The organism is Acinetobacter sp. 148 (assembly GCF_031196675.1).
Lineage (GTDB): Bacteria > Pseudomonadota > Gammaproteobacteria > Pseudomonadales > Moraxellaceae > Acinetobacter > Acinetobacter baumannii.
In genome coordinates this window covers 51,322-73,076 of the sequence record NZ_JAVIMT010000081.1, presented here as the reverse complement: position 1 = coordinate 73,076, position 21,755 = coordinate 51,322, and the positions used below count along the sequence as shown (strand labels likewise).

At 39.2% G+C, this 21,755-nt stretch carries 20 protein-coding genes; 15 read left to right on the top strand and 5 right to left on the bottom strand.

All coding sequences use genetic code 11. The features are described 5' to 3' along the window. Window positions 1-33 precede the first annotated feature (33 nt). The 3 genes from RFX69_RS14225 to purL form a co-directional block, all read right to left on the bottom strand. Window positions 34-159 carry a KGW motif small protein gene (locus RFX69_RS14225; RefSeq protein ID WP_000977277.1) on the bottom strand — a complete coding sequence of 42 codons (126 nt, stop codon included), beginning with the start codon at window positions 157-159 and terminating at the stop codon, window positions 34-36. Between the two features lie 199 nt (window positions 160-358). Continuing rightward, window positions 359-1,564 (bottom strand): multidrug effflux MFS transporter, encoded by a 1,206-nt coding sequence (locus RFX69_RS14220; RefSeq protein WP_031978079.1) that lies wholly within the window; start codon window positions 1,562-1,564, stop codon window positions 359-361. Window positions 1,565-1,646: 82 nt separating this feature from the next. Further along, the gene (purL, locus tag RFX69_RS14215; protein WP_271055841.1) at window positions 1,647-5,480 is read right to left on the bottom strand and encodes a phosphoribosylformylglycinamidine synthase; all 3,834 of its coding nucleotides are present in this window, start codon (window positions 5,478-5,480) and stop codon (window positions 1,647-1,649) included. Window positions 5,481-5,789: 309 nt separating this feature from the next. Between purL and RFX69_RS14210 the strand changes: the two genes are divergently transcribed. From RFX69_RS14210 to pal, 10 genes are all read left to right on the top strand, one after another. Beyond that, the gene (locus RFX69_RS14210) at window positions 5,790-7,130 is read left to right on the top strand and encodes a deoxyguanosinetriphosphate triphosphohydrolase (RefSeq protein WP_000437078.1); all 1,341 of its coding nucleotides are present in this window, start codon (window positions 5,790-5,792) and stop codon (window positions 7,128-7,130) included. A gap of 91 nt (window positions 7,131-7,221) precedes the next feature. Further along, window positions 7,222-7,821: a Holliday junction branch migration protein RuvA gene (gene ruvA, locus RFX69_RS14205; RefSeq protein WP_000578663.1), complete on the top strand. Its 600-nt coding sequence runs from the start codon at window positions 7,222-7,224 to the stop codon at window positions 7,819-7,821. A gap of 8 nt (window positions 7,822-7,829) precedes the next feature. Beyond that, the gene (gene ruvB / locus RFX69_RS14200; RefSeq protein ID WP_289332546.1) at window positions 7,830-8,834 is read left to right on the top strand and encodes a Holliday junction branch migration DNA helicase RuvB; all 1,005 of its coding nucleotides are present in this window, start codon (window positions 7,830-7,832) and stop codon (window positions 8,832-8,834) included. Between the two features lie 205 nt (window positions 8,835-9,039). Next, complete coding sequence (locus RFX69_RS14195) at window positions 9,040-10,374, top strand: M20 family metallopeptidase (protein WP_289332547.1); 1,335 nt, start codon at window positions 9,040-9,042, stop codon at window positions 10,372-10,374. A 210-nt stretch (window positions 10,375-10,584) separates the two neighbouring features. Next, complete coding sequence (gene ybgC / locus RFX69_RS14190; RefSeq protein ID WP_001273591.1) at window positions 10,585-10,992, top strand: tol-pal system-associated acyl-CoA thioesterase; 408 nt, start codon at window positions 10,585-10,587, stop codon at window positions 10,990-10,992. Window positions 10,993-11,015: 23 nt separating this feature from the next. Continuing rightward, a complete protein-coding gene (tolQ, locus tag RFX69_RS14185; protein ID WP_000224630.1) occupies window positions 11,016-11,714 on the top strand; it encodes a protein TolQ in 699 nt (232 codons plus the stop codon). Next, on the top strand, window positions 11,714-12,166 hold the full coding sequence (gene tolR / locus RFX69_RS14180; protein ID WP_001007562.1) for a protein TolR: 453 nt from the start codon (window positions 11,714-11,716) through the stop codon (window positions 12,164-12,166). Before tolQ ends, tolR begins: the two co-directional genes overlap by 1 nt. A 3-nt stretch (window positions 12,167-12,169) precedes the next feature. Next, entirely contained in the window at window positions 12,170-13,573 is a 1,404-nt protein-coding gene (gene tolA, locus RFX69_RS14175) for a cell envelope integrity protein TolA (RefSeq protein ID WP_057066233.1), read from the top strand. A gap of 94 nt (window positions 13,574-13,667) precedes the next feature. After that, on the top strand, window positions 13,668-14,948 hold the full coding sequence (gene tolB, locus RFX69_RS14170; RefSeq protein WP_000858386.1) for a Tol-Pal system beta propeller repeat protein TolB: 1,281 nt from the start codon (window positions 13,668-13,670) through the stop codon (window positions 14,946-14,948). Window positions 14,949-14,975: 27 nt separating this feature from the next. Beyond that, window positions 14,976-15,539, top strand: coding sequence for a peptidoglycan-associated lipoprotein Pal (gene pal / locus RFX69_RS14165; RefSeq protein WP_000836015.1), 564 nt, complete (start codon window positions 14,976-14,978; stop codon window positions 15,537-15,539). A gap of 53 nt (window positions 15,540-15,592) precedes the next feature. On the opposite strand, the gene RFX69_RS14160 is transcribed toward pal, so the two are convergent. Next, a complete protein-coding gene (locus RFX69_RS14160; RefSeq protein WP_000208542.1) occupies window positions 15,593-15,781 on the bottom strand; it encodes an NF038105 family protein in 189 nt (62 codons plus the stop codon). A 182-nt stretch (window positions 15,782-15,963) separates the two neighbouring features. Here RFX69_RS14160 and RFX69_RS14155 point away from each other — a divergent pair, with 182 nt between their 5' ends. The 5 genes from RFX69_RS14155 to RFX69_RS14135 all read left to right on the top strand — a co-directional run bounded on the left by RFX69_RS14155 (window position 15,964) and on the right by RFX69_RS14135 (window position 19,231). Then, on the top strand, window positions 15,964-16,935 hold the full coding sequence (locus tag RFX69_RS14155) for a class 1 fructose-bisphosphatase (RefSeq protein ID WP_031987381.1): 972 nt from the start codon (window positions 15,964-15,966) through the stop codon (window positions 16,933-16,935). A gap of 56 nt (window positions 16,936-16,991) precedes the next feature. After that, window positions 16,992-17,768 carry an RNA methyltransferase gene (locus tag RFX69_RS14150; protein ID WP_000268346.1) on the top strand — a complete coding sequence of 259 codons (777 nt, stop codon included), beginning with the start codon at window positions 16,992-16,994 and terminating at the stop codon, window positions 17,766-17,768. A 159-nt stretch (window positions 17,769-17,927) separates the two neighbouring features. Then, the gene (locus tag RFX69_RS14145) at window positions 17,928-18,542 is read left to right on the top strand and encodes an RNA polymerase sigma factor (protein ID WP_000362312.1); all 615 of its coding nucleotides are present in this window, start codon (window positions 17,928-17,930) and stop codon (window positions 18,540-18,542) included. After that, complete coding sequence (locus RFX69_RS14140; protein ID WP_005128113.1) at window positions 18,532-18,852, top strand: hypothetical protein; 321 nt, start codon at window positions 18,532-18,534, stop codon at window positions 18,850-18,852. Before RFX69_RS14145 ends, RFX69_RS14140 begins: the two co-directional genes overlap by 11 nt. After that, window positions 18,842-19,231: a DUF3106 domain-containing protein gene (locus tag RFX69_RS14135; protein WP_000225917.1), complete on the top strand. Its 390-nt coding sequence runs from the start codon at window positions 18,842-18,844 to the stop codon at window positions 19,229-19,231. Before RFX69_RS14140 ends, RFX69_RS14135 begins: the two co-directional genes overlap by 11 nt. Before the next feature lie 89 nt (window positions 19,232-19,320). Here RFX69_RS14135 and RFX69_RS14130 read toward each other — a convergent pair whose 3' ends face one another. Next, window positions 19,321-21,750, bottom strand: coding sequence for a CSLREA domain-containing protein (locus RFX69_RS14130; RefSeq protein ID WP_005109590.1), 2,430 nt, complete (start codon window positions 21,748-21,750; stop codon window positions 19,321-19,323). Window positions 21,751-21,755: the final 5 nt, after the last annotated feature.

Here is a 21,755-nt window from a genome sequence, read left to right as displayed (position 1 = left end):
AATCATACCCTTTAAGAAGACTCCGAATCAAAGTCAGCTCATCATTGCTAAATAATTTGCTCCAATAAAAAGTATTTGCAGGGCAAGCGCCAAGCCAAATAAGCGCCAACCTTTATCTCTTGTGTACATCGTTCTTATGTGATTTTTGTTTTTCATCATTTTGATCTCCGATTTTTATCGTTGTTACAGAGAAAGCAAAAATTGAACCAACAGCAATCCAAGCATAAGGGGTTAAATATACTTATGTCTATACTCTTATAGATTTTCTTAAAGTACTTAAAAAACGTATTTTCTTACCTTTACTTTAAGTTTAAAGAAAATTTTCTAATTCAGTGAGCTATCATTATTCTGGATCATTTTAAGCATTCGATTTCTTTAAATATCTGTTCTCATATACTGTCATCATAAATGCTAAACCACATAAAATGACAAAACCGCAAGTCATTGGAATTAGTGTGCCATTATATAATTGCCCAATAATAGAGGCAAGAATAAGCGACAATACGGACGAAGCTGCACCAATAATAGCTGATGCCATACCAGCTACATGTCCCATAGGTTCCATTGCAATCGCGTTTAAATTACCAAATAAAGTTCCAAATAATAAAAATAAAATACAGGCATAAAGCATAAACATCCAAAATGCTACAGTCACACCTATAAGTTGAATCCCTAAGAAAATTAATGAAATTAAGCACAAACCGAGAAAGCCATAAATACAGATTGGACGCATACCAAACTTCATGACAATTTTAGAATTGGTAAATGAAGCAATGCCCATTACACCAGCAAGCACAGCAAAATAAGCACTAAACTCTTGCCCTGTTTTACCAAACTGCTGCATAAAAATTTGCTGAGAAGTACCTAAGTAACCAATAAATCCACCAAAGCAAAAGCCTGCACATAACAAATAGCTCATGGTGGTCTTATTACTTACAACTTCTTTGAACCCATCTTGAAATGCTTGTAACCGCATAGGTAAACGATTTTCAGGAAGTAACGTCTCTTCTAATCGTAAAGCGACCCACGCTCCAACGACAGTTGCATAGATCATGTATAAAACAAAAATATCACGCCAACCAAAGAAGTGAATAATGAGTTGTCCCAGACTTGGTGCAATCGCTGGAGCGACCATAAATACCATCATGATTAAGGACATAATACGGGCCATTTGAGCGCCGCTGTATTTATCTCGCACAATGGAAATTGAGGCAACATAAGGACCTGAAACCCCAATACCCTGAATAAAGCGACCTACTAAAAACCATTCAAAACTTTGTGTGGTAAAGCACAATAAACTTCCCAAAAAGTAGATGATAATACCGGTAAATAAAATACGTTTTCGTCCAATCGCATCGGAAAGTGGACCTGCAATCAACTGCCCTATTGTCATGCCGGAGAAAATACCAATAATGACCCACTGGGTCTGATTATTATTCTTTAATTCAAAAACTCGTCCAACCTCACCTAAAGCAGGCAACACTGCATCTATCGAAAAAGACACGATAGACATGAGTAATGCCATCAACAGTGCAAACTCACGGAAATGGATTTTTGACTTCATTTTTCTTCTCTACTATTTATTCTACTTACATTGTACTACATACAAATAAGCCACCTTACGGTGGCTTATTTCAATTTTTATATTAACCAATAAACTTACGTGCGTTACGGAACATACGTAACCAAGCACCGTCTTCAGTCCACTCTTCTGGACTCCAAGAGTGTTGAATTGCACGGAAAGTACGCTCAGGGTGCGGCATCATGATCGTTGCACGACCATCTTTAGACGTTACGCCCGTAATCGCTTCCGGTGAACCATTTGGGTTCAATGGATAATGTTGAGTCGGGTTACCGTGGCTATCAACATAGCGCAATGCAACTTGATTCGCTGCATTTAAGCTTGCAATATCAGCTTCGCTAGCAACCACACGGCCTTCACCATGTGCTACAGCAATCGGTAAAATTGAACCTTCCATACCCTCAAGTAATACAGAAACTGATTTTTCAACACGAACGTTTACGCTACGTGCTTCAAAAACTTCTGACATATTGCGGTGGAAACGTGGCCAGTGTTCAGCACCCGGAATAAGTGGCGCTAATTGTGACAACATTTGGCAACCATTACAGATACCTAAGCTAAATGTACCTTCACGGTGGAAGAATTGCTCAAACTGATCACGTAGTTTTGCATTGAACAGAACTGATTTTGCCCAGCCACCGCCTGCACCCATTACGTCACCGTAAGAGAAACCGCCACAAGTCACTAAACCTTCGAAATCACTTAGGCTCACACGACCAGCAAGTAAGTCGCTCATGTGTACGTCAATTGTGTTAAAGCCAACTTTATCGAAAGCTGCTGCCATTTCAATATGACCATTTACACCCTGCTCACGCAAGATTGCCATATTCGGACGACGGCTATTAATAAACGGTGCTTCGATAGGTTCATTTAAATCAAATGTAGGTTTAGCAATCAAACCTTGATGTGATTTATCAGTAATTAAAGCAAATTCTTGGTCAGCAGTTTCAACGTTATCACGTAAACGTTGGATCTGATGAGATACTTCAGACCAAGCTTGTTGTAACTCTGCACGCTCTAAAGTTAAGCCATTTACAGATAATTGATCAGTATTATTTACGCGACCAACTACAGCAATTGCATCTTTTAAGCTAGAAGCAGCTACTTCTGCTTGTAAAGCTTCCCAATCAGCTGCTTTGATTTGAACTACTGCACCAATTTCTTCTGCAAATAAACCAGCAGTAGTCTGATCTTCTAATGCTACACCTAAACGCGAAGCGAACATCATTTCAGCTACAGTTGCGAGTAAACCACCATCACCGATGTCATGGTAAGCCTGAATCAAGCCACGGTTATTCCAGTCTTGAATTAAAGCAAAGAACGCTTTGAAATCATCAAAACTATCAACATCTGGAGTGACTGAACCAATTGCTTTATATACTTGCGCAAGAATCGAACCACCTAAACGGAATTGTCCTTTAGATAAATCAATACGGACAAGTACTGAGTCTTCTAAATTCTTAAGTTCAGGTGTTAAAGTCTTACGAACATCAGCTACTGGAGCAAATGCAGTAATTACGCCAGTCATTGGAGATGTTACAGCTTTATCTTCACCGTTATCATTCCAAGTCGTACGCATTGAAAGTGAGTCTTTACCTACAGGAATCGCAATTCCCAAAGCAGGACACATTTCCATACCAATTGCTTTCACGCCTTCAAACAATGCTTGGTCTTCACCTTTTTGACCAGCAGCAGCCATCCAGTTTGCAGAAAGTTTGATATCGCTAATTTGTTCAATGTTTGCACATGCAATATTGGTAATTGCTTCAGCAACTGCCAAGCGAGCAGACGCTGCTGGATTTAACAATGCAACTGGTGGACGTTCACCCATTGCCATTGCTTCACCAGTGAAGCCTTGTAGGCTTGTAGTCGTTACTGCTGCATCTGCAACAGGAATCTGCCAACGACCAACCATTTGGTCACGTGCAACCATACCTGTAATTGAACGGTCACCAATGGTGATCAAGAATGATTTAGACGCAACTGTAGGATTTTTCAATACACGGAAAATCGCATCTTTCAAATCAACTTTTGAAGCGTCAAATTCGTTGCCTTTACGTTCAATTGTTTCATAAGAACGTTGCATACGCGGTGTACCACCAAGCATCACTTGCATTGGGATATCAACTGCATTGTTTTGGAACAATGGATCTTCAACAGTTAAGTGACGAGCTTCAGTTGCTTCACCTAACACGGCAAATGGACAACGTTCACGAGCACAGATTGATTCGAACTGTTCTAAAGACTCTGGACGAATTGCAAGAACATAACGCTCTTGTGCTTCATTTGACCAGATTTCCATTGGGCTCATGCCCGGCTCTAATGAAGGAATCTTACGAAGGTTAAGAACTGCACCTAACTCATGATCGTTTACAAGCTCAGGCATTGCATTTGATAAACCACCAGCACCTACGTCATGAATAGACACGATTGGGTTGAAGTCTTCTAAACGCCAGCAAGTATCAATCACTTCCTGACAACGGCGTTCCATTTCTGGGTTTTCACGTTGTACAGATGCGAAATCAAGGCTTTCACCCATTGTACCGCTGTCTACAGAAGAGGCTGCGCCACCACCAAGACCGATTAACATCGCAGGGCCACCCAATACAATGAGCAAGTCACCCGGTTGAATCGCATCTTTTTCTACATGGTCAGGACGAATGTTACCGTAACCACCCGCGATCATGATTGGCTTATGGAAGCCCTTCACTTCACCATTTACGTTTTGTTCGAAAGTACGGAAATAGCCATTTAATGCAGGACGGCCGAATTCATTGTTAAATGCCGCGCCACCTAATGGACCTTCAATCATAATTTGTAATGGCGATGCCATACGTGAAGGTTTACCGTAGTTTTCTTCCCAAGGTTGTTCAAAACCAGGAATATTTAAGTTAGAAACTGTAAAGCCTGTTAAACCTGCTTTCGGTTTACCACCACGACCAGTTGCACCTTCATCACGGATTTCACCGCCTGAACCTGTTGCTGCGCCAGCAAATGGAGAAATTGCTGTTGGGTGGTTGTGAGTTTCAACCTTCATTAAAATGTGAGCAGCTTGGCTCTTATATTTGTAAACAAAATGACCGTTTTCATCTGCTTTCGGATAAAAACGCATCGTGTCATAACCAACAATTACAGATGCGTTATCTTTATATGCCGATAACACGTCAGTTGGAGATTCTTTATAAGTGTTTTTAATCATTTGGAACAATGATAATGGTTGTTTTTCACCATCAATTGTCCATTCAGAACCGAAGATTTTATGACGACAGTGTTCAGAGTTTGCTTGTGCAAACATCATCAACTCGATGTCATTTGGGTTACGACCAAGTCGAGTAAATGCTTCAGTTAAATAATCAATTTCTTGTTCAGATAACGCAAAACCAAATTCGTTGTTGGCTTTTACTAATGCTTCTTTACCTTGACCTAAAATATCAATTGAATTTAAAGGTTTTGGTGCTGTTTCTGAAAATAGTGCTTTTGCATCTTCAATTTGTGCAAAAACAGTTTCAGTCATACGGTCATGAAGTACTTGTTTTACTTCATTAGAAATTTCAGAAACACCTTTTAAAGTGAATAAAAGACCACGTTCTAAACGGTGAACTGGAGTATTACAGTTTTTGAAAATGTCAGTCGCTTTAGATGACCAAGGTGAAATCGTACCCACGCGTGGTGTTACTAAAATCTGAATCTCATCACTTGCAGGTTGACGAAGTTCAAAAGACTCACCGTCATTTAATAATTGCAAAGCAGATTGATTTTGCTGCTCGTTGAGCGCTTGATCAAACAAATAGACCCATTGGCTGTCAAAAGATTGAACAGAACTAATTGACGATAAACGTGTTAATAGTTGAGCTTTCTTAAAAGAAGAATGTGCTGCTGCACCGGCCACGATAAACATGTTGATTTTGGCTCCACGGGCAGGTCTTGTGAACCTTACCGCAATGTGACTTTAGAGAGAGCGCATATTCTACTGTGTCTTGCTAAAATCAGCTAGATGTAGAATCAGTATTCTGTAACCTAATTCTGCAAGAAGTGATGTGTTTTTTATTCAAAATCATTTTTTTAATCATTCTCGCTCAAAATAAATTGTTTCATGTTTATTCAATAACATAATAAAACCTGAACTAAGACAAACTATGTCGCACCAAGCTAGTGCTTTTAGCATTTTTTTGGCATGATCAGGCTTTATAGTTTTGAATAATGATAAATGGAACAAATGCGTTGGTTAGAACTGCTATCTGCAGTTCGTTTAGGTAGTAAAAAAAGCAGTACAGAGCTGGCTCGAAGCCCATTTCATAAAGATTATGACCGCATTATATTTTCACAAAGTTTTCGTCAGTTAAACCGCAAGACTCAAGTTCATCCTTTAGCACAGCATGATGGCATTCATACCCGTTTAACTCACTCGCTTGAAGTTTCCTGTATTGGCCGTTCCATGGGCATGCTGGCAGCCGAAAAAATTAAAGATGAATTGCCTGTCTGGATTTCTCCTGCCGATGTCGGCGCAATTATTCAAGCGGCCTGCCTTGCTCATGACATTGGCAACCCACCCTTCGGGCATGCAGGTGAATATGCAATTCGTGAATGGTTTGACGATGCCTCACATAATGATTTTTTAAAAAAATTAACTCCCGAAGAAGAAGCCGATGTCCGTCAGTTTGAAGGCAACGCCCAAGGATTACGCTTATTAACCCGTATTGACTATCATCCAGATGATGGAGGCATGCGTTTAACTTACGCGACCTTAGGCGCTTATTTAAAATATCCTTGGCTTTCAAAAACAATCGCGTCTCAAGGTGATCGTCCATCCCACCAACGAGCGAAATTTGGTTGTTATCAATCTGAAAAAGAAATTTTAAAACAAATTGCTGAGCAGCTCGGACTTATTCAATTAGGTGAATATCACTACTGCCGTCATCCACTTACCTATTTGTTAGAAGCTGCCGATGATATTTGCTATGCTCTCATCGATTTAGAAGATGGCATTATTCTAAATATGCTGAATTACCAAGAGGTTGAACCGATTTTTCTCAACTTGATTGCAGATTATGGTCAACCTGAAGAGCTATCACTTCCAAGCAGTACATGGCAACAAAAAATTTCGGCATTGCGTGGTCGTGTTATGAAGCGTCTGGTTGATGAAGTCACTACAGCTTTTGCCAAACATCATTATGAAATTATTACTGGTCAGCTCAAAGGTAGTCTTTTACAGTACTGTTCGCCTGATATTGCGGCAGGTATTGAAACAGCCAAAAATCTGGCACGTGAAAAAATCTTCGAACACCCACAAAAGTCTGGTTTAGAAATTATTGCTCACCAAAGTTTGCAAACTATTCTTGATGCATTTGTTCCCTTAACGATGCCGCATAAATCTTTAAGCTTTAAAGAACAGCGCTTGATGTCTATTCTTAATTTGTACGGTGCTCGCTTTAGTAATAACCACTACAGCAATATCATGCAGGTACTCGATATTATCAGTAAGTTTTCAGATCATCAGGCTTATAGCTTGGCTCAAGAGCTACAAGGTAATAAAATCGGCTTGTTTTAAGCTGCCTTAATATAGAAAGAAATACAGCTAGTGTCGTTTTAATACATTTAGAACGACCAGATTTACAGTTATGAATAAGTGAAATTACGCTATGATCGGATGTTTAATTGGCGAAGTGTTTGCCCTAGAAGCCCCAACTGTCTTACTGAATGTAAATGGTGTGGGCTATGAAATTGATACACCACTTTCAACATTTTGCCAATTACAAAAAGGCCAGAAAGTTACGCTATGGACGCATTTGGTCGTCCGTGAAGATGCTCAGCAGCTTTATGGTTTTAGTGATGCTCAAGAGAAAACTATTTTCCGCACCTTACTAAAAGTAAATGGTGTGGGCCCGAAAATGGCATTAGGTATTCTTTCTACGTTAAGTGTTGAATTGCTGGTACACACAATTGAACATGACGATGTGAATACTTTGGTTAAAGTTCCGGGTGTAGGCAAAAAAACAGCTGAACGTTTAATGATTGAACTTCGTGACCGTTTTAAAACTTTGGCACAAGGAACTTCTAGCGCTGCCGCCCTGCCTCAGATTCAATTTGTTTCGAACTCACCTGTTGCAGAAGCAGAAGCAGCCTTACAGTCACTAGGTTATAAACCTCTTGAGGCACAAAAAGCTGTTGCGGCGGTTAAAGCCGATTACACTGAATCAGCCGATATTATTCGTGCTGCACTTAAATCAATGATGAAGTAAACACACCTATGCAAGACCGTCTAATCAGTGGAACAGAAAAACCTGAAGATCATTTTGATCGGGCTATTCGACCGACTTCACTTGCCGATTATATCGGGCAACCAGTCGTACGCGAGCAAATGGAAATTTTCATCGGTGCGGCTCGTGGTCGTGGTGAAGCACTCGATCACACACTGATTTTCGGTCCACCGGGCTTAGGAAAAACCACGCTTGCCAATATTATTGCGCGTGAAATGGGTGGCAATCTCAAATCCACTTCAGGGCCTGTTTTAGAGCGTGCGGGTGATTTGGCTGCAATGCTAACTAACCTTGAAGAAGGCGATGTTTTATTTATTGATGAAATTCACCGTCTTTCACCAGTAATTGAAGAAATTCTGTATCCAGCAATGGAAGATTACCAACTTGATATCATGATTGGTGAAGGCCCTGCTGCTCGTTCAATTAAACTCGATTTACCACCTTTTACGCTCGTTGCTGCGACCACACGTGCCGGCTTACTCACCTCGCCCCTACGTGACCGTTTCGGTATTGTGCAACGTCTTGAATTCTATTCTATAGAAGACCTAACTCACATCGTGTCACGATCTGCAAACCTCATGGATGTACCCATTACAGTTGAGGGTGCAGAAGAAGTTGCACGCCGTTCACGCGGAACACCGCGTATTGCCAATCGTTTATTACGCCGTGTACGTGACTATGCACAAGTAAAAGGTACAGGCGAAGTTAACCATGAAATGGCACAACGTGCGCTTGATATGCTTAATGTCGATAAAGCTGGTTTAGACACCTTAGACCGACGTTATTTAAGTATGCTGTTAGAACGTTTTGATGGTGGACCTGCTGGTGTTGAAGCCCTTGCAGCTGCTATGGCTGAAGATAGCGGAACACTTGAAGATGTTATTGAACCTTATTTAATTCAGCAAGGTTATGTTATGCGTACTGCACGAGGTCGCATTGCAACCAACCAATCTTATTTGCAGTTTGGCATGACGCCACCTGAGCCTAAAAACTAACCAAAGGAAGAGAATTTTCTCTTCCTTTTTTTTATTTAACTATTCTTTTTAACTCAAATAAAAATTGTCTTATCAATAAATTAGCCACTCTATACCTTTTAAGTCTTTCTTTATACCTTATTGATTTTTTAATATTTTTAAAAACTGAATTATAAGAAATCTAGATATTAAATCTTCTGAACAATAATATTTTTAGGATAAGGATATGTACAAAAAAACTGCTTTAATTTTTCCACTTGCCCTAATAAGTCAATTGAGCCTAGCGGATTGGGTAAAAGATGCTATACAACAAAATGAAAATCAGGTCATTCAATTAAGACAACACATCCATGAGTACCCTGAACTAGGCAATATGGAATTTAAAACATCTGCATTGGTTCAAAAAGAATTAAAGTCTTATGGCATTCAAGTCAAAACAGGTTATGCAAAAACAGGGGTAATCGGCATTTTAAAAGGGAATAACCCCGGCCCTATTATTGCGCTTAGAGCAGATATGGATGCGCTACCTATGGAAGAAAAAAGTGGTGTGCCATTTGCTAGTAAACAAAAGGCAATTTATCAAGGTAAAGAAACTTATGTGATGCATGCTTGTGGACACGATGCGCACACTGCAATGTTATTAGGTGCAGCAAAAATTCTGGCGGCCAATAAAGATAAAATATCAGGCACTGTAGTTTTTGTATTTCAGCCAGCTGAAGAAGGTGGAGCAGATATCGATAACTTCACGCATGGTGATCAAATCGGCTCAAGAAAAATGATTGCGGATGGTGCATTTAAAGCCTACAGACCAGAAGCTATTTTTGGCATGCATGTCATGTCCGGCATGAAAAGCGGACATCTATATTATAAAGATGGTGCTATTTTAAACAGTGCCGATCACTTACGTATTCAAGTTAACGGCAAACAGGTTCATGGCTCAACCCCTTGGTTAGGCAGAGATCCAATTTATGCATCAGCTCAAATGATTAATAATTTACAAAGTCTTATTAGCCGAAGAACCGACTTAACCCAAGGTATGGGCGTTATTAGTATTGGCAATATTCAAGGCGGTACAGCTGGAAATGTGATTCCTGAACAGGTCAATATGATCGGTACTATTCGATCCAATAACGAACAGATCCGAGAAAATATCCTAAAGAGCTTACCAACTCTGGTGGAAAATAACGCTCAAGCTAATGATGTAACAGCAAAAGTTGAAATTGCGCCTTATGCTCCAGTAACCATGAATAATAAAGCTCTTACTCAACTTATCCAGCCAACATTAGCCAAAACTGTTGGAGATTCGAATCTTCATGTTTTGGACCATAATGCAAGTGCAAGTGAAGATTTTACCTATTATGGGAAATTAATGCCCTCTTTCTTCGTTTTCTTAGGAGCAACACCTGAAAATCAGGACTTAAGCCAAGCTGCACCAAATCACAACCCTTCTTTTATAGTAGATGATAAGGCCTTAAAGACAGGAACCGAGCTACATATAAGATTCGTTTTAGACTATCCGAATATCGCTAAACAAGTTCAGGCTGCATGGAAACAGTCTTAACTTAACAATATGCTCACCATAGAGTGTTCCGTTTTAAAGAAGAAAGACAGCAGTCGCGATTGAAAGGTTGTGCCATAGGACTTAGTATGCAATCTGCTAAACTGCCCCGTATTTAAAAGCAGATGTATGGCTTTGGATAGAACTGATATTTTATTTAACAGTCATATTTTAAATATAAAGCTCTATAGTGAACTAAAACGGAATACTCTCATGGCGAATCATTTTGAATTCAACATTCGTGTTTATATTGAAGATACGGACGCAGGTGGTATTGTTTACCATGCCAACCACATTCGCTATATGGAACGTACCCGTACAGAATGGCTCCGCGCTGCTGGCGTTGACCATTACTGGCATCAAAAAGACTACAACTTTGTGGTATATAAAATTGACGTAAAATATATGCGTCCTATTTTAATGGATGACTTAATTACTGTTACAGCGCGTGTAGTTTCATGTAAAGCTGCGTCATTTGTGTTGCAACAAAATATTTATCGTGGTGAAATCTTGCTTGCTTCTGGTGAGGTTGAGTTGGCATGTTTAAGTAAAGATCTAATGCCACGTCGTCTTCCGGAAGAAATACGTGATCTTATTCGTAAAGAATTGGAACAAGACTAAAAAAACAACCGGCATATGTAACTATGGCAACAAACATTGAATCAACCCTGCATATTTCTGACCTTATTTTACAAGCAAGTCCAGTCGTCCAGTTGGTCATGCTGATTTTATTGTTAGCATCAATTTTTAGTTGGTACCTGATTGCCAAGTTACATATGAGTTATAAAAAAGCACGCCAAGATGATGAACATTTCCAAAAAATGTTCTGGTCTGGTGCTGAACTCAATACGCTTTATAACAATGCTCAACTCAATTCAAAACGCTCAGGCCTTGAAGATATCTTTTATCAAGGATTGAGTGAGTTTTTTAAACTCAAAAAACGCCAAGCTCCTACCTCACAAATGATCGAAGGAACAGAACGTATTTTACGTGTCGGTTTAAGTCGTGATCAGGGTAGCTTGGAATATGGTTTAGGTACTTTAGCAAGTATCGGTTCGGTTGCCCCATATATCGGTTTATTCGGTACTGTTTGGGGAATCATGAATGCTTTTATTGGTTTGGCTGCTGTTGACCAAGTGACGTTAGCGACAGTTGCGCCAGGTATTGCCGAGGCCCTTATTGCAACTGCAATTGGTCTATTTGCTGCAATTCCTGCGGTATTGGCTTTTAACCACTTTACAGCTAAAAGCGAAAGTGTCTACTCTGATCGTGCATTATTTGCCGAAGAGATGATTGCTTTATTGCAACGTCAATCTGTGGGTTCATCACAGGAAGATGCATAATGGCCATTCAACGTTCAGGGCGCTTTGAGCGCATAAAAAAACCATTAAAAAGTGACATGAACGTCGTGCCTTATATCGATGTAATGCTGGTACTTTTAGTGATTTTCATGGTGACTGCTCCCATGATTACCAGTGGTATTAAAGTCGATTTACCTCAGGCAAATAATCATCCAATTGAATCAAAAGATATGCCAGCCATGGTCACGATTGGTAAAGATGGCAATATTTATCTTCAATATGAAGATTACAAAGATAATGAGCCACTTTCTCTTGAAAAACTTGAGTCTGTTTTAAGTGAAGCACAAAAACAAGCTGAGCAGGAAAATAAACAACTTACAGTTTTAGTGAATGGTGATAAGACTCGCCCTTATGGAGAAGTCGTATCATTGATGGCAAGTTTACAAGAAGCAGGTTTAACTCAAGTTGGCCTTCTGACAGAGCCTTTAAAATAAGCTATGAATAAAAATCAAAAGCCTCCTTTTAAACAAAATGCAATAGCATTGAGCTTCACCCTTGGAGTTCATGCAATTGCCATTGTTGGCTTGCTTTTTTTAGGCTTGAGTAAACCACCTGAACAACCAAAAAAGCTGACCACTGTTTTAGTTAAACCAGAAGATTTACCACCACCTTTGGCAAAAGAAGTTGAGCAACCAACCGTAGCAGAAAATCAGGCTGAAGAAGTTCTAAGCCCGATTGTGGATGAAACTCTTCCTCAAAATCTTCCAGCCGCCCCTCCTCCTCCAACAGCACAACAACTTGCTGCTCAAAAGCAGAAAGCTGAGCAGGCACAACAAGCAAAATTAGCTGAGAAAAAGCGTAAAGCTGAAGAAGCTGCTAAAGTAAAGCAAGCTGCAGAGCAACAACGTTTAGAGGAAGCACAAAAGCAACAGGCTGAAGCTAAGCGTCAAGCGGAGGCTAAAGCGAGAGCTGAAGCTGAACAAAAACGAAAAGCCGAACAAAATGCAAAAGCTGAGGCCGATGCGAAAGCTAGACAAAAAGCAACTGAGGAAGCTAAACGTAAAGCTGAGACTGAAGCAAGACTAAAACGTGAAGCTCAAAAAGCTGAAAACGCTAAACTTCAAGCACAACAAGAAGCTAAACGAAAAGCCGAAGCAGATGCTAAAGCCAAACAGCAAAAAGCTGCCGAAGACGCCAAACGTAAAGCTGAATCAGATGCTAAGGCTAAGCAACAAGCAGCTGATAACGCGAAACGTAAAGCCGAGGCCGATGCGAAAGCTAAACAGCAAAAAGCAGCTGAAGATGCTAAACGTAAAGCTGAGGCTGATGCAAAAGCCAAGCAGCAAAAAGCAGCTGAAGATGCTAAGCGCAAAGCTGAGGCCGATGCGAAAGCTAAACAGCAAAAAGCGGCTGAAGATGCTAAACGCAAAGCTGAGGCCGATGCGAAAGCTAAACAGCAAAAAGCAGCAGAAGACGCTAAACGTAAAGCTGAGGCTGATGCAAAAGCCAAACAACAAAAAGCAGCAGAAGATGCTAGACGTAAAGCCGAAATTGAGGCCGAAGAAAAAGCTGCATCTGCTAAAAAAGCTCAAGAAGAAGCTGCCCAGAAAAAAGGTGAAGCTAAAAAAATTGCATCTTCGGCTAAACGTGATTTTGAGCAGAAAATTCGTCGTGCTTGGGATGTTCCTACAGGTAGCAGTGGTAAAACTGTTAGCGTTAGATTTACCCTGTCTGACTCAGGTAGTGTTAGCTCGATTGTTATTACACGGTCAAGTGGAGATGATGCATTGGATGCAAGTATTAAAGCTGCAATTCAGGCATCTGCTCCCTACCCAATGCCATCGGATCCTGATGCAAGACGAGAAGCGCGAAGCGTTACCTCTACTTTCAGAGCACAATAATTTTGTAAGAGTTACATGCTTTAAATAGTTTGAAGCATGTAACTATGCTACAAAATCACCAGTCACAAAAAATACCTTCAATGACTTTAAACCTATGAAAACGAGCCGCAAACACCTTCTAGCCTTAACGCTACTTACAGCATTAAGTCCTCTTGCACCAACAGCTGCCTTTGCTCAATTACATTTAGAGATTGCAAAAGCACCTGATCAGGCACCTAAAATCGCTATTGTGCCTTTTAATAACGACAATGGACTTTATCCTATTGTTGAAACTGACTTGAACCGCTCAGGACGTTTCACAAGTTCATCAAAAAACTTACCTGCAAATGCTGCTATTAACCAGATTCAAGCATCTGATTGGCAAGCTGCGGGTATTCCTTATGTTGTTACTGGACAAATTAAGCAAACAGCTGACGGGTTTGAAGTCCATTACCAACTTTATGATGTACAAAAACAGCAATATCTTCTGAATGAGTTGTTAAATGTTCCTGCTTCACGCATACGTCAAGCAGGACATATGGTAAGTGACGCTATTTATCAGGCCTTAACCGGAATTCCAGGTGATTTTAGTGGTCGTATCGCTTATGTATTACGTAATCCTGCCACTCCTGCTGAACGTTACACCTTACAAATCGCCGATACAGATGGTGAACAACCAAAAACTGTTCTCTCTTCACGTGACCCGATTTTGTCTCCGGCATGGACTCCTGACGCTAAAAAAATTGCTTATGTTTCTTTTGAAACTAAACGTCCAGCCATTTATTTACAAGATCTCTCTACTGGAACACGTGAAGTACTTACGAGTTTTAAAGGCTTAAATGGTGCACCAAGCTTTTCACCAGATGGCAAATCAATGCTATTTACAGCATCGATGAATGGTAACCCTGAAATTTATCAAATGGATTTATCAACTCGCCAAGTCAAACGCATGACAAATGACTCGGGAATTGATACTGAAGCGCGTTACACACCAGATGGAAAAGCTTTTATTTTTACATCTGACCGTGGAGGCTCTCCTCAAATTTATCGCTATGATTTTGGGAATGGCTCAGTAAAACGCTTAACATTTAAAGGGTCATTTAATGCTCGTGGCACTTTAAGTGCAGATGGTAAAAAAATTGCACTCGTGCATCGACCAAGTGGTAGTAACTATAAAGTTGCGATCCAAGATATTAATACAGGCATTGTCAATATTCTTACCCCAACCAGTTTAGATGAATCACCAAGTTTCTCACCAAATGGGCAAATGGTGGTTTATGCAACTCGTGAAGGGAACCGTGGTTTACTGTCTATCATGTCCACTGATGGTCGTTTCCGTATGAATTTACCGAGTGAGCAAGGTGAAGTACGTGAACCAGCCTGGGCACCTAAATAACTTTTTATTCCATTGATGGAGATGATGATGAAATCAATTAAATATTTGGCCTTTCCTCTACTTAGTGCAGCACTTGTCATGACAGGTTGCGCAAGTCGTAAGCCAGCAACAACGGCAACTACAGGTACAACTAACCCAAGCACAGTAAATACGACAGGCTTAAGTGAAGATGCTGCATTAAATGCTCAAAATCTAGCAGGTGCCTCTTCAAAAGGTGTAACTGAGGCAAACAAGGCTGCCCTAGCGAAACGCGTCGTTCACTTCGATTATGACAGTAGTGATTTATCTACTGAAGATTACCAAACACTTCAAGCTCATGCTCAGTTCCTCATGGCAAATGCAAATTCAAAAGTTGCATTAACTGGTCATACAGACGAGCGCGGTACACGCGAATACAACATGGCCTTGGGTGAGCGTCGTGCAAAAGCAGTTCAGAATTACCTCATTACCAGTGGTGTAAACCCTCAACAACTTGAAGCTGTAAGTTATGGTAAAGAAGCGCCTGTTAATCCTGGCCATGATGAATCAGCTTGGAAAGAAAACCGCCGCGTTGAAATTAACTATGAAGCGGTTCCTCCTCTATTAAAATAAAACATCCAAAAAATAAACGCCCACATATGGGCGTTTATTTTTACATTCTTACTTTAAGAAGATTTGTTTTGCTCTTCTTCTGAATGTTGCATTGACTCAATCAAATCATGCTTATTAAAAGCTTTATATTCAGGTTTTGCCTCATAATCTTTCCAAGCTTCCTGAACACTTTCTTTCGAAATTTCTTCTAAATTGATTGGTTCACCTGCTGTTGGGGTCGCATCAAACTTCTTAGTTGTCATTTCGATTCTCCTAAATCTACATTCCTTTGTTATGCAAACAACATACCACGTAAAATGGGGCTTGTAAGCATAAATGCAACACAAATAAAGTAAGATAATTTTTATTTTTCGGCATTCTCATCTAGAATATGCCACGTATTTATCTGACTCATTTTGATGCTTGCGCACAGGAGCGTTTTTTTATGTCCAACCTCACATTGTCCCAATTTTTACAACAAGAAAAAGGGAATCTTACACCTGAGTTGGCTCAAGTCATCGACACAATTGCTGCGACTTGTAAAACCATTGATCAAGCCTTACAAAAAGGTGCCTTGGCTGGAATTTTGGGTAGCGCAGGTAACGAAAATGTTCAAGGTGAAACACAGAAAAAACTTGATGTGATTTCTAATGACTATTTAATCGATGCTTTAAAAGTCCATCCTCACGTCGGTGGTCTTGCATCTGAAGAACTTGATGATTTTACACCAGCACAAGAAAACGGCGAATACTTGGTTCTATTTGATCCATTAGATGGTTCAAGCAACATTGATATCAACATGTGTGTCGGAACAATCTTCTCGATTCTTCCTGCCAAAAATGCGGTTACACAAGCACAAGATTTCATGCAGGCAGGTACTCAACAAGTTGCTGCTGGCTATGTGTTATATGGCCCATCAACTATGATGGCTTTAACAGTTGGAAACGGTGTAGCTTTCTTTACGTTAGACCCAGAAACTCAAACATTCTTACTTACTACAGAGAATGTTCAAGTATCAGCAGATACTCAAGAATTTGCTATTAATGCATCTAACCAACGCCATTGGGAACAACCAGTAAAACAATATATTGAAGAGTTACTTGCAGGTAAAACATCTATACGTGAAAAAGACTTCAATATGCGTTGGGTCGCATGTATGGTGGGTGATGTTCACCGTATTTTATGCCGTGGCGGTATTTTCCTTTATCCATATGACTTGAAAGACCCGAAAAAAGCTGGTCGTTTACGTTTAATGTATGAAGCTAACCCAATGAGTATGCTCATTGAACAAGCAGGCGGCGCATCAACTACTGGCCGTGTACGCATTCTAGAGATTGAACCTACAGAACTTCATCAACGTGTTCCTGTGATTATCGGTTCTAAGAATGAAGTTGAACGCGTAACAAGCTATCATTAATAATTTAAATTACACAGGGCGTCATAGTATGATGACGCCCTTTTGGATATTCCCTTATGGCGGTTATTTTTTTAGAATCAAAAGACAATGCAAAAATTAAACATTTGCGTGGTTTAATTGAACTCAATAGCGCCCGAAAAAAGCATCAACAAACAGTTCTTGAAGGTACCCACCTTTGTCTAGCTTGGCTACAACAACAGAAAAAACTCTTTTCATTGTTTACGACTGAACAAGCCTTAGAACATCCCGATTTAAAGAAAATCATTGAACTTCACCAAGGTCATGTCTTTATTATTAGCGAAGTTTTATATAAAGACTTAAGTACTTTAGGTAATACTCTTCCTTGCTTGGCTATTATCGATTTACCGAAAACTGCATCAACCATTGACTATAGCGTAGATACGTTAATTCTAGAAAATGTACAAGATCCGGGTAACGTAGGTACATTGTTACGTTCAGCGGCAGCAGCAAATATAAAACAGATTATTTGCACACAGGGCTCTGCCTCACTTTGGTCTCCACGAGTTTTAAGAGCAGGTATGGGGGCACATTTTAGCCTGTCTTGTTTTGAAAACTTTCAATTGACCGATATTCTTCCTAAATTCGATATTCCTGTTTTCGTTACGAGCTCTCATCGTTCGACTAGTCTTTATTCAAAAGACCTTTCAAAACCATGTGTTTGGATTTTAGGCAATGAAGGACAAGGTGCAAGTGATTATGCTTTAGAACATGCACAATCAGTGACTATACCGCAGCCAGGTGGTCAAGAGTCATTAAATGTAGCAATTGCAGGATCAATTTGTTTTTTTGAAATGGTTCGCCAACGCCAATAAAACGTTAATTTATTTTACATCGCTCATATTTGTGAAAAAAATCATTTACACTACTAAAAAATAGCCGATTGTTGTCAACCTCCCACCTCTTTTCAACGTTATATAAGAGATATATTGAAGATAAGGTGGGTACGTCCAATGACAGGATTTTCCATCTCCATGGATTTAGCACCGAAAAAGTCTCGATCGGAAGCATCTAGTGCTCATGCCAGCACGGCTGAGCAACGCCTAAAGGTTTTCATGCAAGATGTTACTGGTCGTGCTTTAGTGATGATGGAAAGTGCTACCCAAGGTCAACAAGGCATTGCTATGGACTTGGTTCAAGAAGCATTTATTGCTTTACACAAGTCTTACGCCGATCGAAGTACTGAAGAATGGTATCCCCTATTTTATACTATTCTAAATAATAAACTTCAGGATTGGCGCCGCAAAGAAGCACGTCGTGCAAACCCATTTTCATTCTTCAAAAAAGTTAGTCTAGACAATGATGATGAAGAAATCATTGATATTGTCGATGAAAAAGCAATCAATCCAGCAGATTTTCTAGATCAAGCAGTGACCATAGAAGAGATCCAGGAAGCGATTGCAAAACTACCTGTTCGTCAACAACAAGCTTTTATGTTACGTGCGTGGGAAGGTTTTGATACCCATACTACAGCGCAAATTATGAACTGTACCGAAGGTAGTGTAAAAACCCATTATCATCGAGCAATTCAGGGACTTAGAGAGTATTTAGCGCATTTAAATCCCATGGGAGGTTCCAATGAATCATGATGATTTCACTAAAAAGGTGACATCCAAACTCGATAGTTTGGCCCATCACCATAAAAATAAAACAGTGGTGATGAATCATGTGCTTGACCATATCCAGCAAAAACCAGCCTCTTATTATAGTGTCTGGAAAATGAGTGGTTTTGCACTTGCAGCAGCGATTACTGGTTTTGTTATTTTACCAAATTCAGTAGATATGCTTGATAAGCCACAAAATCAAGTTGTTGTAAATCCTAAATTATCGCCACAAATGGTAGAAGATTTAGAAATGCTCATGGTGTTGGGTGAGGATAAAGTTCAACATGGTAGCTAAAAAGTTAGCACTTATCCTTTGTTCATTAAGTTTCTTGCAAACAAGTTTTGCAGGTTTCGAACGTTTCTGGATTTTTTCGAAAGATGCCAATACGCAAGTAGATGATACTTGGAATGCTCTATCTGAAGAAGAGCAACGAGCTGTAATTAAACGTTATCAAAGCTTAAAGGAATTACCATCCAACCAAAGTGCTAACTTGCAACAACGCATGGATTGGTTTAACCAGCTTCCAGATGCAGAAAAGCAAAAAATGCGTGAAGCCTGGCAAAAAATGAGTACACAAGAACGTAATGATTTACGTCAACGCATGCTCAAAGCAAGTGCTGATGAAAGAACTGCTATACGTGAAGAATATATAAATAAATATTTAGAGCACTAAAAACCGTATTTAACATTTATCTTTTTTAAAAATAAAAAGTTACTAACAAATAAAAAAGCCTCCTAGTGGAGGCTTTTTTATTTTTCTCATCACTTACGATAACGTCTATAAGCAATTAAACTTAGTAGTGATACGATAGAAAGGATTCCAATACTTCCACCACCTCCACCACCACGTGAATCATCAGTTGTGGTTGCTGTACTTACCAACTTAATAGTACCCTCATTTGAGATTTTACCATCAGCATCATATACATAATAAGTTAAGGTATCGTTGAAGGTATTAAATACATTACTAGCTTGAATATAAATATTACCACCATAACAGATATTACCACTATCTTCTTTAGGACATGGGCCTTCACGATCTGCTTTAACTACCTTAAAAATACCATCCGTTGAAGTTTTATTTGGTATATAAATTGGTAACTCCACACCTTGATCATTTACCCAAAATTGAGATTTATTCGATTTTGTCTTAAGAGTATTAGTAGGTCCATCCCCTTCATCATTCGCAAATTGTAATAGATTTAAAGGAATGATCTCATTTGCTAAATATTTAAAAGTTACAGTACCCTCACCAGCTACTGGTGGAATATTATCAAATCGAGCTTCTAATAAACCAGATGTTTGCGTAATTCCATCCTTACTACTAATTGTATATTTACAATAGTTGTAATCACCAGCTTGGGTAATAATATCATCTGAACGATAGAAGATTATTTGTTGGAGAGCAGGGTTCCATTCACAAAACAATCCATCGTCTTTTTTAATGCTTGTAGTTTTATCATCAATCAATCCTGTGCCAACAACTTCAAGGTTAATATTATAATCAGTAGCATTAAAGAACTTTAATAAATGGTTACTATCTTCATTCGGCAAAGGTAAGCCATTAGCTTTCAAATCTATATAGATAGCTCTGTATTTTGCATTTGCTTTGGTTTGATCAAAAAGATTTTTATAATTTGCAGAATCGATTTTTAATACATTTAATAAATATGCATAATCTGGATTTAATATATTTTTCTGAACCGTATCATATTGGGATTGATATTTTGCAAGTAGATCTGTAAGGGAAGTATTCCCTAAACCTTTTATATCACCAGCAGTCAGTTTCATTAGTTCAATTGAACCAATATCACAACTATTACGGTTATTTGGTTGATAGTAGAGCTTACTATCAGCAAGTCGTGATAGGCCTCGTTGATCTATAGAAGTACATGTATCTCTACCTTCTGGGTCTACATCTACTAAATTCTTACCACCAATATTATTCTTTGGATAGTAAATTGGTAAAAAGCCAGTTTCTGGGGCAGATGAATGTAAAGGTTCAAGCAATAAATTAAAAGCCTGTCCCGCTATATCAACCGTTCGATGCGTAGATGTAAGAGCTTCCGCCGGCAAATCACATTTTCCAGCATCATTCGTTAAATTTAATGCATTAAAGGATAGTATGAAACCAGCATTTTTTAAATCAGTGGCCGGTCCTATAAAATAATGACACGCATAAATTCCAGAATTATAACCAATTAAGTTAAATCTTAATTCTTTACTTCCTAATGTGTCATATAAAAACGTGGTATAAGCATTATTTTCAACAATAGTATTATTCTTTAAGGTTAAACTACTGTTAGAACTAAGTATGGTCGAAGGATTAGGTGTCCCGTTAGGAGTAGCATCACCAGTAAATTTCAAAATGCTACCATTGACTGTATTTGCAATATTTCGAGCAATTGTATTAATTGTAAAGGTTGCTTTCGGCTCTCCACAGAACTCAAAAGTATTATTGGAACTATTTGAACCATTATTCATAATACTAGAAGAGGTAAATGTTACTTCCCGTTTTGCATAGGCTGTACCATTCCAACAACTCATTGAAAGTACACTTCCTGCTGTTGCAGTATTACCTTGAATCAAAGAGTGAGTTGCAGATAAATTAACATTATCGCCACCGAGGAAAATGGCACCGCCTTTAGATGCTTGTGAATTCAAAATTTGGCTATTTAATAAGGTAACATTACCACCTGCATAAATAGCGCCACCAAAATCTGGAGCTGAACCATTTTCCAAAATAATGTTTTGAAGGAATAAGGGTTGTTTATTTACTGCCGTATTAAAGATACGTGATTTACCAGCAGCATTAATTCTCGTCTGTAACGGTTGTAATGCTGGATAATCATTGGTTAAAACACTCTTCTCTGACCAATTTTTATCTTGATCTTTTTCACCAAATCCATAAATCGCTATATCTGCATTTGGAGCTAGTTCTTTATTTAAGTTATAAGTTCCTGCTTTTAGCTGGATGACCTGACTTTTAGAAGTGTTATAAACTGTACATCCGTAATCAGATCTTCGTGTTTCAGCAACTTTTATCGCCTCCCTTAACGAACAAGCATTAGGGTTTTCACCATCTTCATCTGCAAAAGTTGTTACTTCGATTCTTTGATTTGCTGTATCGGCAAAAAGAGGCATAGCCGCTAGTACAGCTAATGCTAATACTGCTTTTTTATAATTTTTCATAGTCC